The organism is Marinomonas sp. CT5 (assembly GCF_018336975.1).
Taxonomy (GTDB): domain Bacteria; phylum Pseudomonadota; class Gammaproteobacteria; order Pseudomonadales; family Marinomonadaceae; genus Marinomonas.
In genome coordinates this window covers 3,446,686-3,458,768 of record NZ_CP025572.1, presented here as the reverse complement: position 1 = coordinate 3,458,768, position 12,083 = coordinate 3,446,686, and the positions used below count along the sequence as shown (strand labels likewise).

At 47.6% G+C, this 12,083-nt stretch carries 8 protein-coding genes and 1 CRISPR repeat array (1 of these 9 running past the window's edge); of the genes, 6 read left to right on the top strand and 2 right to left on the bottom strand.

Annotated elements, in window-relative coordinates; genetic code table 11:
* Nucleotides 1-3,313: direct repeats of the CRISPR family, unit length 28 nt; unit sequence GTTCGCCGCCGAGCACGCGGCTTAGAAA (it extends 2,836 nt beyond the left edge of the window).
* A gap of 196 nt (nucleotides 3,314-3,509) precedes the next feature.
* Nucleotides 3,510-4,208 (bottom strand): pirin family protein, encoded by a 699-nt coding sequence (locus C0J08_RS16600; protein WP_212653029.1) that lies wholly within the window; start codon nucleotides 4,206-4,208, stop codon nucleotides 3,510-3,512.
* Nucleotides 4,209-4,333: 125 nt separating this feature from the next.
* Here C0J08_RS16600 and C0J08_RS16595 point away from each other — a divergent pair, with 125 nt between their 5' ends.
* The 6 genes from C0J08_RS16595 to yjfF all read left to right on the top strand — a co-directional run bounded on the left by C0J08_RS16595 (nucleotide 4,334) and on the right by yjfF (nucleotide 11,099).
* The gene (locus C0J08_RS16595; protein ID WP_212653028.1) at nucleotides 4,334-5,236 is read left to right on the top strand and encodes a LysR family transcriptional regulator; all 903 of its coding nucleotides are present in this window, start codon (nucleotides 4,334-4,336) and stop codon (nucleotides 5,234-5,236) included.
* An 80-nt stretch (nucleotides 5,237-5,316) separates the two neighbouring features.
* Nucleotides 5,317-6,264: an AEC family transporter gene (locus C0J08_RS16590; RefSeq protein ID WP_212653027.1), complete on the top strand. Its 948-nt coding sequence runs from the start codon at nucleotides 5,317-5,319 to the stop codon at nucleotides 6,262-6,264.
* A 182-nt stretch (nucleotides 6,265-6,446) separates the two neighbouring features.
* Nucleotides 6,447-7,433 carry an ABC transporter substrate-binding protein gene (locus tag C0J08_RS16585; protein ID WP_283247100.1) on the top strand — a complete coding sequence of 329 codons (987 nt, stop codon included), beginning with the start codon at nucleotides 6,447-6,449 and terminating at the stop codon, nucleotides 7,431-7,433.
* 79 nt (nucleotides 7,434-7,512) lie between these two features.
* Entirely contained in the window at nucleotides 7,513-9,054 is a 1,542-nt protein-coding gene (locus C0J08_RS16580; protein WP_212653026.1) for a sugar ABC transporter ATP-binding protein, read from the top strand.
* A gap of 60 nt (nucleotides 9,055-9,114) precedes the next feature.
* Nucleotides 9,115-10,134: an ABC transporter permease gene (locus tag C0J08_RS16575; protein ID WP_212653025.1), complete on the top strand. Its 1,020-nt coding sequence runs from the start codon at nucleotides 9,115-9,117 to the stop codon at nucleotides 10,132-10,134.
* Entirely contained in the window at nucleotides 10,131-11,099 is a 969-nt protein-coding gene (gene yjfF, locus C0J08_RS16570) for a galactofuranose ABC transporter, permease protein YjfF (RefSeq protein ID WP_212653024.1), read from the top strand. The genes C0J08_RS16575 and yjfF overlap by 4 nt, the downstream gene beginning before the upstream one ends.
* A gap of 81 nt (nucleotides 11,100-11,180) precedes the next feature.
* Here yjfF and galU read toward each other — a convergent pair whose 3' ends face one another.
* Nucleotides 11,181-12,017, bottom strand: coding sequence for a UTP--glucose-1-phosphate uridylyltransferase GalU (gene galU / locus C0J08_RS16565; protein ID WP_212653023.1), 837 nt, complete (start codon nucleotides 12,015-12,017; stop codon nucleotides 11,181-11,183).
* Between the last annotated feature and the right edge of the window lie 66 nt (nucleotides 12,018-12,083).

Sequence of the window (12,083 nt, the reverse complement as noted above, 5' to 3'; positions counted from 1 at the left end):
CGCGGCTTAGAAAATGAAAGAATTGGCTAAAACGGTAGCGACCAGGTTCGCCGCCGAGCACGCGGCTTAGAAATTAAATTGGTGGTTGATCAGCCTCTTAACATAGTTCGCCGCCGAGCACGCGGCTTAGAAAAAACGCTTAAGCCGTTTTATGAGTCGTTAGAGGTTCGCCGCCGAGCACGCGGCTTAGAAATTTCCAGCCGCAATCAATACAAATAGATTCATGTTCGCCGCCGAGCACGCGGCTTAGAAAATTGTGAAATCACCGATGATACGAACACGTTCGTTCGCCGCCGAGCACGCGGCTTAGAAAAAATCATGAACCACACGGCCACGATGTTTGGGCTTCACCGCCGAACAGGCGGCTTAGAAACCGACAACAGCAGAGTTTGACCAGGTGCTAATCTTCACCGCCGAACAGGCGGCTTAGAAAATGCAAATAGCGAAAGCGAGAAACACAGCAAACTTCACCGCCGAACAGGCGGCTTAGAAACTTGAAACGCATCACGGCCATCTGGTGACATTGTTCGCCGCCGAGCACGCGGCTTAGAAATGTATAAACTCTGCCTTCTCTACTGGGTTTAAGTTCGCCGCCGAGCACGCGGCTTAGAAATTTCCTTGTCCCACACATCACAGCCATTAATCGTTCGCCGCCGAGCACGCGGCTTAGAAATGTTTTAGTGTCGTAAGGAAACATATTAACAAGTTCGCCGCCGAGCACGCGGCTTAGAAAGCTGGCGGAAAGGGAATGAAGAGCGTTTGTGAGTTCGCCGCCGAGCACGCGGCTTAGAAAGTAATACGGGAAAAAGTATTGATGAGCTTTTGGTTCGCCGCCGAGCACGCGGCTTAGAAATAAGTGCGGAAAATCAGAAATGACACATAAGCGTTCGCCGCCGAGCACGCGGCTTAGAAAATCAAGCAGCTTCTGCACTCGTTTTACAAATAGTTCGCCGCCGAGCACGCGGCTTAGAAAATTATGCAAGACGGTTTAAACACTTAAACGATGTTCGCCGCCGAGCACGCGGCTTAGAAAGTCCACTCTAGCATTTTATGAATCATGTTTAAGTTCGCCGCCGAGCACGCGGCTTAGAAAAGTGGCCTGCAAGACCTCCACAACTTCACTACGTTCGCCGCCGAGCACGCGGCTTAGAAAACATAAAAAAAGCCTGATTTGACTACTAACGCGTTCGCCGCCGAGCACGCGGCTTAGAAATTGATTGTGTTAATCGTCGGCGCCTTAACTTTGTTCGCCGCCGAGCACGCGGCTTAGAAATATTCAAGGCCCGTTTACTATTAAAGACTTTCGTTCGCCGCCGAGCACGCGGCTTAGAAAGTTCGCGCCTCCCGCTCTGAAATCGACTTTCCGTTCGCCGCCGAGCACGCGGCTTAGAAACCCGAAATGGTATCAGCATTAGGTGGAGTGTTGTTCGCCGCCGAGCACGCGGCTTAGAAAAGTTTGAAGAATTTCGATACTTTCAAAGGGCTGTTCGCCGCCGAGCACGCGGCTTAGACATAGTCCATGAAACTCCTAATCTCTCGTCTCCTGTTTGCCGCCGAGCACGCGGCTTAGAAATACAAAAAGTGGCCGTTGGTACAGTGTTACGTGTTTGCCGCCGAGCACGCGGCTTAGAAAAGCGGTGTGCAAACCGTATCAGATACCGCCACGTTCGCCGCCGAGCACGCGGCTTAGAAATATTTTTAGCCAGTCGAATGGGAAAAGCCAGAGTTCGCCGCCGAGCACGCGGCTTAGAAATTATTCTGGTCGTGCTGCGGGTCTGCGTGCTCGTTCGCCGCCGAGCACGCGGCTTAGAAAAAACGTGTTCGTATTCAGGCCAATCACTTTCAGTTCGCCGCCGAGCACGCGGCTTAGAAAAAACGGAGGGAGTGTTGGCGACGAACGCACGTGTTCGCCGCCGAGCACGCGGCTTAGAAAATCACCACACGCCCATACCACTTTGCAAAACGGTTCGCCGCCGAGCACGCGGCTTAGAAACGCTTGCAAAAGCGGCTGAGGCCGTCGTTAAAGTTCGCCGCCGAGCACGCGGCTTAGAAAATGCCCGTATAGCCGCTCTGTGGATCGTTAGCGTTCGCCGCCGAGCACGCGGCTTAGAAATGTTGAGTACACTAAAGCCCTAAACGTAGCCGGTTCGCCGCCGAGCACGCGGCTTAGAAAAGTGACGACAAGGGGCTGGGGTAGTCAATTACGTTCGCCGCCGAGCACGCGGCTTAGAAACAGAACTGTCCAAACGACTCGCAGAACACGCCGTTCGCCGCCGAGCACGCGGCTTAGAAAATTCATACCGATGGACATAACAGGAACGGGATGTTCGCCGCCGAGCACGCGGCTTAGAAACAGAACTGTCCAAACGACTCGCAGAACACGCCGTTCGCCGCCGAGCACGCGGCTTAGAAAATTCATACCGATGGACATAACAGGAACGGGATGTTCGCCGCCGAGCACGCGGCTTAGAAATGCGTGCTCCATACCTCTGTCACCCGGTGCAAGTTCGCCGCCGAGCACGCGGCTTAGAAATTAACCCCTGTATGTCGAGGTGCACAAAAAAAGTTCGCCGCCGAGCACGCGGCTTAGAAAATTCATGTTCATCATGTCACGAGTCTGCGAATGTTCGCCGCCGAGCACGCGGCTTAGAAAAGACACATCAGACATAATTTCTGATAGTCGGAGTTCGCCGCCGAGCACGCGGCTTAGAAAAGCGGGAAACGTAAGCCGATTCTTTATAACAAGTTCGCCGCCGAGCACGCGGCTTAGAAAGCGACAATTTACACAAATACGCCTATCGCAACGTTCGCCGCCGAGCACGCGGCTTAGAAAAAAGGCAAGAACAGCACAATCGAAATCGAAAAGTTCGCCGCCGAGCACGCGGCTTAGAAATCGTGAAAACCATCCTCGATGTTCCGCAAGTAGTTCGCCGCCGAGCACGCGGCTTAGAAAGCAAACGCAATCCACCGATGGGCGGCGCAGTGGTTCGCCGCCGAGCATGCGGCTTAGAAATTTTGATTTTGCAATGAGCTGAACCAGCGCGCGTTCGCCGCCGAGCACGCGGCTTAGAAAAGACGAGTGGTACAACCATATCATCTTGCCATGTTCGCCGCCGAGCACGCGGCTTAGAAAAGGGGAAGTGGACTGTTTTATCTTGGCTCATGCTTCACCGCCGAACAGGCGGCTTAGAAATATCAAAGCGAACGGAGGAAGAGAAGAAACCACTTCACCGCCAAACAGGCGGCTTAGAAATCCTGTGGTCCTTTTACTTTTGGCTTTATGGTCTTCACCGCCGAACAAGCGGCTTAGAAAATACAGTTATTGACACGAGTCCAAGGAACGGCCTTCACAGCCTAACAGGCGGCTTAGAAATGCAAATTGACGATCTCAGTAGACGCGCCCGTCTTCACCGCCGAACAGGCGGTTTAGAAAAGAAGAGAACGCCAAATCACAGTCGTTTCTCCCTTTTGCCTCTCTCATGCTCATGCTGCCCTACGTTTTGGTGGGGTTACACCAAGTCGAACAGTAGGGCTTTAACGCGTTTTTCGTTTAGTTTTACGAAGTTAATTTCGGATACGTTTTCAATTTTCGCGCCGTCACCAGGTTGCATGGTGATGTCGTTGCCGAGTGACAGTTCGCCTTCTATTAGGTGTATGTAGTAGCGGCGGTTGCTGTCGGCTTGCCATGTGGCCTGTTGTTGTTCATCTAGGATCAGTTGCACCAGTTGCATGTCTTGTTTAATTTGCAGTGTGCCGTTTGCTCCGTCTGGGGTGATGATGGTGTTGAATCCTTCATTTTGGCTGAAGGCTTTTTGTTGGTAGCCCGGTTGTTCGCCAAGTTGGTTGGGTTGTATCCATATTTGTAGGAATTTAAGTTGTTCCGCTTTGGAGGCGTTAAATTCGCTGTGGTAGATGCCTTTGCCTGCGGACATGAGTTGGTATTCGCCTGCGGGTAGCTCTTTGACGTTGCCTGTACTGTCTTTGTGGGCGATGGTGCCTTGTAATACCAGGCTGATGATTTCCATGTCTCTGTGACCGTGGGTTTCAAAGCCAGCACCTGGGATAACGGTGTCGTCGTTGATCACCCGTAGATGAGAAAAGCCCATATGTTGTGGGTCGAAGTAATTGCCAAAAGAAAAGGTGTGGTAGCTGTTTAGCCAACCAAAGTTTGCTTGTCCACGGTCTTGAGCCTGTCTAAGTGTAATCATGATGTGTCTCCTTAATGGGGCGTTACCCTTCTAACTCTATGGGAGCAGTGTAGTGGTTGCTAAAAAGAAAGAAAATCGGAAGGTTTTGAGCTAGTATTTCAAAAAATTTGAATAAAGGTTTAGGTATGGCGTACGCAGTTACGTTGGAAGCATTGCGGGTGTTAGAGACGATCCATCAGTTGGGCAGTTTTGCCGCGGCGGCGGAGGCTTTGTTCAAGGTTCCTTCCGCTTTGACTTATACGGTGAAGAAGTTGGAAGAGGATTTAGGTGTGGCCTTGTTTGATCGGTCCCGCCAAAAAGCGGTGCTGACGCCAGCAGGTTTGTTGGTGTTAGAACAAGGTCGAGCCATTTTGGAAGCGGCCATGCGCCTAGAGGACTCGATTAAGCAATTTGAGTCTGGCTGGGAGCCGAAGCTCAGAATTGCCCGTGATACTGTGTTGTTGGAGTCGCCTTTGATGTCTGTAGTGGGGGATTTTTTGACGCAGAATCGTCCGGTTGAGCTGAGTTTATCTGAAGAGGCGGTCGGCGGAGGTTGGGATGCTCTACAAGATGATAGGGCCGATTTGGTGATTGGTGCTACAGGGGAGCTCCCAAAAGGAAATGTTCATATTCGTGCGATTGGTGAAATCGAATTTGTGTTTGCTGTGTCACCAACGCATCCGTTGGCGTTAAATCAAGGTACAATTACTACGGCGCAATTGCGTCAGTTTCCGGCGATTGTGGTGGCAGATAGTTCAAAAATTTTGCCGGCTCGCAGTAGTGGTGTTTTTGAAAGTCGACAGGTGTTAAGAGTTGATACCATGCGTAGCAAAATCCAAGCCCAGTGTTTGGGGTTGGGGGTGGGGTATTTGCCTAAGCATCGTATTGTCGATGAGCTGAATTCTGGTCGTTTGGTGTTGCGTGAGTGTGAATTGCCAAGACCGAATCAGATGGCGTATTTGGCATGGCGAAAGGAAGATCCAGGTAAAGGGTTATCTTGGTTTGTTGAGCAGTTGGCAAGTCAAGATTGGCAACTTTTGCCCGTATAAACTTTTGTGTAGCTATTGAGCTTGTTACATCGTACATAAGTTTCTTCATAAGGGATTGTTTATTTTTTAAAGGGGTATTTGTGTTTTCTCTCTCTTTGTCTGTGTTGCCAGTGTTTATATTGTTAATGGCTGGTGCTTTGTGTCAGCGTTGGCGTTTTCCGATGGATGGCTTTTGGCCTGGTGTCGATAAGTTGTCTTACTGGGTGTTGTTTCCTGCTTTGTTGTTTAGCAAAACGTCGCAGATCGATTTTAGTAATCCTATGTTGGCAAAGTATGCGTTGATTTTGTTGCTGGCTTTGCTGGTCACAGCGATCTTCGTGTTTGTTGTTATTTGGTTTATGAAGGTGTCACCACCAACTGGGTCTTCTATGCTACAAGCGGGAGTGCGTTTTAACACTTTTGTTATGTTGGCTGTGGCGGGTAGTGTGTATGGGAATGATGGGCTGGTGCTGGCGGCGTTGGGGTCGTCGGTGTTGATTCCTTCTATCAATGTGTTCTTGGTGGTATCGATGACCTTAATGCATGGTCCGTCATCGGCTGATAGTTCTTCTGCGACATCTTTACCACGATTGTTAAGTGGTGCGCTCATTCGAAATCCTTTGATTGTGTCTATCTTGCTTGGCAGCAGTTTGAATTTGCTCGGATTGACGCCGATTATTTTAGTATCTGATGTGCTGGGTATGTTGTCTCAGGCCGCATTACCATTGGTGTTGTTGTCGGTTGGCGCCAGTGTTCGATTTGAGACGATTCGCTCTGTTGGTATGACGTTTGTGGTATCTGCTGTGGCACGTTTTGTGGTGTTTCCTTTGGCGATTGGTTTGATGTGTTGGTGGTTAGATGTCCGTGGTTTGCCAGCCTTGATTGCTGTGTTGTTTGGTGTGGTGCCAACGGCAACATCAGCTTACGCTTTGGCCCGTCAGTTAGGGGGAGATGCAGATAGAATGTCGGCGTATATTACCATGCAGACGTTGTTGTCGATTGTGAGTTTGCCGCTGAGTATTTGGTTGAGCCAACAGTATTTAGCTTAGATATATGGATAAAAAAGTCATGTTACGGTGTTCTTTCATATCAATATTGATATGAAGTTTGCTGTAACTTGCATTTGAAAGGTAAGGGAGGGAGATATATTGTGAATTTCAGAGTGTTAACTTGTCTGTAATGATAGGTGGTGCTCAGAATAGATCACAACAAAAACAAAAAGGAATCTAGTATGCAATCTCTCTCTGTTCGTTCTTCGTTTCCATGGCTGGGTGCATTCAAACGCAAGGCTGTGTTGACAACGTTCTCTGTGTTACTTCCTGTGTTGTCTGCTTCGGCGATGGCAGCAGATCTTACGATAGGTTTCTCGCAAATTGGCTCCGAAAGTGGCTGGCGAACGTCGGAAACCGAGTCCATTAAAGCCGAGGCTGAGCGCCGTGGTTATGACCTAAAGTTTTCTGATGCTCAACAAAAGCAAGAAAACCAAATTAAAGCAGTACGTTCATTTATTGCACAAGGTGTCGACGGTATTTTGCTCGCCCCTGTGGTAGAAACGGGTTGGGATCAAGTATTAAAAGAAGCGAAACGCGCTAGAATCCCTGTTGTATTGATTGATCGTGGCGTGGCGGCTGATTCAAGCTTGTATTTAACGAAAGTGGCTTCGGACTTTAAAGAGGAAGGTGCGTTAGCGGCTTCTTGGTTGGCGGCGAAAACCAATGGTCGTTGTAACATTGTTGAGCTGCAAGGTTCAGTAGGTTCATCGGCGGCGATTGATCGTAAAACAGGTTTTGATTCTATTATCAGTAACTTCCCAAATATGACAATTATCCGTTCTCAGTCTGGCTCCTTCACCCGTGCCGGTGGTAAAGAAGTGATGGAGAGTTTCTTGAAAGCCGAAGGCGGTGCGAAGAATATCTGTGCTCTGTTTGCTCATAATGATGACATGGCATTAGGTGCGATTTTGGCGATGAAAGAAGCCGGCGTAAAACCAACAAAAGATATTTTAGTGGTTTCTATCGATGCGGTTCCAGATATCTTTAAAGCAATGGCGGATGGCGAAGCCAATGCAACGATTGAGTTGAACCCTCATCTTGGTGGCCCAGCATTTGATGCGATTTTAGCTTCTCAAAAAGGAGAGAAAGTAGATAAATGGATCAAAGCCAATGGCCCATTGTATCTTCCTGATACGGCTGCAGCGGAATACGCGAAGCGTAAATAATATAGCCATACGCCTAGGGGCATGATGGTCCTAGGCGTAGATTATTGATTTATGTTCGTCAAAATGGAGACTGCGGGTCATGTCGCAATTAGTTGAAGAAGCGTTGGTTGTCGAAGAAGTGCAAAGCGCAGTTCGTCCTTTATTAGAAATCAAACACTTATCTAAATCTTTTACCGGTGTCCAAGCCCTTAATGATGTGTCTTTGCAGATTAATCCTGGGGAAATTCGAGCCTTGCTTGGTGAGAATGGTGCGGGAAAATCCACTTTAATTAAAGTGCTCACTGGGGTGTATCCGCGAGATCGCGGTGAGATTCTGTTAGAGGGAAATTTAATTCGTGCGTCTGATAGTGGTCATGCTCAGCGCTTGGGTATCAGCACGGTTTATCAAGAAGTTAACCTTATTCCTACCATGTCTGTGATGGAAAATTTGACATTACAGCATCAAGAAAAAACCTTCGGTCTGATTAGCTGGAAGAAAGCAGAAGTTCGCGCCAAAGCGTTATTAGCTCAAGTGGGTTTGGATATCGACCCGTTGCGTCAGCTAGACACTTATTCCATTGCCATTCAGCAGCTTGTTGCCATTGCACGTGCACTCAGCACGCAAGCCAAAATGCTGATACTTGATGAGCCAACGGCCAGTTTAGACAGTGATGAAATCAAGCAGTTATTTGATCTTATGTCGCGTTTAAAGTCCGAAGGGTTGGGGATTATTTTTGTTACCCACTTTTTGGATCAGGTTTACAGCATCACCGATAGCATCACAGTATTGCGCAATGGCGAGAGCATTGGCACTTATAAAACGGCAGAATTGTCTCGTTCCGATTTGGTGAGTCATATGGTGGGGAAATCCTTAGAAGACCTAACACCAAAGGCACACGATCACTCTATTCAGCGGGAGCGCGATGCGCTTTTGCAGTTAAATAATGTTGGCAAACAACGCTACCTTGAACCATTAGATTTAACCATTTCGGCAGGCGAGATTGTCGGAGTGGCTGGCTTACTAGGTTCAGGGCGTACGGAACTTTGTGAGCTGGCATATGGCTCGGTGAAACCGGATCAAGGGGATGTTTCATTAAGTGATCGATCACTTACAAAATCGTCTTTACGTCACGCGATTCAAGTGGGGATGGGTTATTGCCCTGAGGACCGTAAGCAAGATGGCATTGTGGCGGAGTTGAGTGTCCGAGAAAATATGATTTTAGCCTTGCAGGCAAGCAAAGGTTGGTGGTCGCCGATTTCCATGGCGGAGCAGCAGAAGCTGGTTGCAGAAATGATTAAGCGCTTGGCGATCAAAACGCCCGATATGGACAAGCCTATTGGTGAATTGAGTGGTGGCAACCAGCAAAAAGTCATTCTTGCCCGTTGGTTGATTACGCATCCGAAATTACTGATCTTGGATGAACCGACACGAGGTATTGATATTGGTGCTCACCATGAAATCATTCAGATTATTAAAGAGCTGTGTGAGCAAGGCATGGGATTATTAGTCGCGTCTTCTGAGCTGGAAGAGCTGGTTATGTTTGCTCATCGAGTGGTGGTGATGAAGGATCATCATAAAGTGTCGGAGCTTCATGGGGATGAGGTTTCAGAACAAGCGATTTTGCGCACCATTGCCAGTTAAAGCGCGATTGAATGTCTCTAACCAATCTTTTTATAAGCCGTACTAAAAGTAGCAGTATCTATGAAAAATAATAACTTTCTGCATAAACATCAAAAAACGCTCGCTCCCTTATTGTCGCTGGTGCTGATTATCTTGGTCACCGCATCGATAACACCGGGATTTCTGAGTATTCAAATGGTTGATGGCCATCTATTTGGTAGCCTGTTGGATATTTTACATCGAGCTACGCCTACTGCATTAGTAGCATTAGGCATGGCGGTGGTCATTGGTACTCGGGGAATCGATTTGTCCGTGGGGGCGGTGATTGCAATTTCCGGTGCCGTAACAGCGGTGTTGACGGTGAATACGGATTTTCCTGTCTGGCTCGTCATTTTATGTGCTCTGGGCACAGGTGTCGTTTGCGGGCTATGGAACGGCATTTTAGTGTCGGTATTTAATATTCAGCCCATTGTTGCCACCTTGATTTTGATGGTGGCGGGGCGTGGTATTGCTCAGATGATTACCGAAGGGCAGATCGTTACCTTCCATTCGGATGTATTGGATGCCATTGGAAATGGTTACTTTTTAGCGTTTCCAATTCGAGTGTGGATTGCCATTGGCATGATTGTGTTGACGGTGTTAGTGATGCGTAAAACCGCTTTGGGATTATTTATCGAAGCGGTCGGGGCCAACGTCCGAGCCAGTCGTTTAGTAGGTATTGAAGCGCGATTACTGGTTTTGTCTGCTTATGTTTTTTCCGGTTTTTGCGCGGCTGTGAGCGGCATTATTTTGGCCGCCGATATTCGTGGTGCTGATGCGAATAACGCTGGGCTGTGGCTAGAATTGGATGCCATTTTAGCTGTGGTATTAGCGGGAGCGTCGTTAGCGGGCGGGCGCATTTATTTATTACTGACCATCGTTGGGGTGTTGATTATTCAAACCCTAACCACGGCCATTTTGACCAGTGGTCTACCAGCGCAATATAACTTGGTGGTAAAAGCGACCATTATCCTTGCTGTGTTGTTGATTCAGTCTCCTAAAACCCGTCAATGGGTGTCTGCTGTTTTCCAGAAGAATAATAAAGGAAGTGCCAAGTCATGATTAATGAACGTAACCTGCCTATTTTGGCGACCTTGTTGGTGTTTATTCTGCTGTACGGCTTTGGAATGTACGAATACAAAGGCTTTCGTGACACCTTGGTGTTTTCGAATTTGTTGACCGATAACGCCTTCTTGATTGTGACTGCGATTGGTATGACGTTTGTGATTTTATCTGGCGGTATTGATTTATCAGTTGGTTCAATGATCGCGTTTATCGGTGTGCTGATGGCGTATTTGATTACCAATACGGGTATGCATCCTTTATTTGCGATAGGTATCGCTTTGATAGTCGGTGTAGCGTTTGGCGCGATTATGGGGGTGATCATTGCGTTTTTCGAAATCCAAGCTTTTATCGTGACCTTGGCGGGGATGTTCTTGTTTCGCGGCTTGGCGTATTTAATCAATTTAGATGCGGTGCCTATTAATCATCCTTTTATCTATGGGCTATATGATATTTATGTGCCTTTACCTGGACGAGGCGGTTTAACCTTTATCGCTATGGCCATGTTGGTGTTATTAGTGTTGGGTATTCTGATCGCACGTAGAACGCGTTTTGGTATGAATGTGTATGCATTGGGAGGTGACAGTCATTCTGCCGCTTTGTTGGGGGTGCCAGTCAAAAAGACCACGATTAAAATTTACGCATTGAGTGGTTTTTACAGCGCGATGTCTGGGGTGGTCTTTGCTATTTATACTGGCTCAGCGTATCCGTTAGCTGCGGTTGGCGTAGAGCTGGATGCCATAGCTGCGGTTGTGATCGGTGGTACCTTGCTAACGGGTGGTGTGGGCTATGTATTTGGTACTTTCTTAGGAGGAATGATCCAAGGCATTATTCAAACGCTTATTACTTTTGATGGTTCGTTAAACAGCTGGTGGACTAAGTTAGCGGTTGGTGGTTTGCTGTTGTTCTTTATCTTGCTGCAAAAGGGCATTGTGGTGTGGGTGAAAAAACGCTCAGCAGCTTAGTAACTTTAGGTTATAAAAAAACCAGTACAGAGATGTACTGGTTCTTTTGCTCTATATTGGTGCGATTTTAATTAAGTAAAATTACGCTTCGGTTGGGTCTTGGTAAATGTTTTTGTAGCAGTAGTTGGTTGCTTCAACGAAGCCATCTACACTGCCACAGTCAAAGCGTTTACCTTTGAATTTATAGGCCAATACGCAGCCTTCTTGTGCTTGTTGCAAGATGGCATCGGTGATTTGAACCTCACCGTTACGACCTGCTGGCGTATTACGAATTTTGTCAAAGATATCAGGCGTCAGAATGTAACGACCAATAATCGCTAGGTTAGATGGTGCATCTTCTTTTGCTGGTTTTTCTACCATGTCAGTCACGCGGTAAAGGCCTTCCATCATGGATTCGCCTTTAATCACACCATATTTGTGCACTTCGTCTTCTGGCACTTCTTCGATTGCAACAATGGTGCAACGGAACTGGTTATATAGTTTGGCCATTTGTGCCATTACGCCGTCATCTTCACCAAAGCAAAGGTCATCAGCTAGTACAACACCGAATGCTTCATCACCGATTAATGGTTCGCCTGTTAAAATGGCATGTCCAAGACCTAACATGTTGTTTTGACGAGTAAAAGAAAAGTTCACGTTGTCGATTAAGTGGCGAATACCTTCTAGGTATTTTTCTTTACTGCTGCCCGCAATTTGGTGTTCAAGTTCATAGCTGATGTCAAAATGGTCAGCAATGGCACGCTTACCACGGCCCGTGACGAAAGTAACGTTGTTCAAACCCGCTTGAACAGCTTCTTCTACACCGTATTGAACCAAAGGCTTGTTTACAATCGGCAGCATTTCTTTAGGCATGGATTTAGTGGCAGGCAAAAAACGGGTGCCATAACCAGCGACAGGGAATAAACATTTGCGAATCATAAATTTTCCTTAAAAATGGTTTTGAACTTTGTTAAATGGCTGTCTAAAAATAATACGGCATAGCCA

What these genes read in the sequence shown, in the direction of transcription:
- C0J08_RS16600 (WP_212653029.1), bottom strand. Translation starts at nt 4,208, where the DNA reads ATGATTACACTTAGACAGGCTCAAGACCGTGGACAAGCAAACTTTGGT.
- C0J08_RS16595 (WP_212653028.1), top strand. Translation starts at nt 4,334, where the DNA reads ATGGCGTACGCAGTTACGTTGGAAGCATTGCGGGTGTTAGAGACGATC.
- C0J08_RS16585 (WP_283247100.1), top strand. Translation starts at nt 6,447, where the DNA reads ATGCAATCTCTCTCTGTTCGTTCTTCGTTTCCATGGCTGGGTGCATTC.
- C0J08_RS16580 (WP_212653026.1), top strand. Translation starts at nt 7,513, where the DNA reads ATGTCGCAATTAGTTGAAGAAGCGTTGGTTGTCGAAGAAGTGCAAAGC.
- C0J08_RS16575 (WP_212653025.1), top strand. Translation starts at nt 9,115, where the DNA reads ATGAAAAATAATAACTTTCTGCATAAACATCAAAAAACGCTCGCTCCC.
- yjfF (WP_212653024.1), top strand. Translation starts at nt 10,131, where the DNA reads ATGATTAATGAACGTAACCTGCCTATTTTGGCGACCTTGTTGGTGTTT.
- galU (WP_212653023.1), bottom strand. Translation starts at nt 12,017, where the DNA reads ATGATTCGCAAATGTTTATTCCCTGTCGCTGGTTATGGCACCCGTTTT.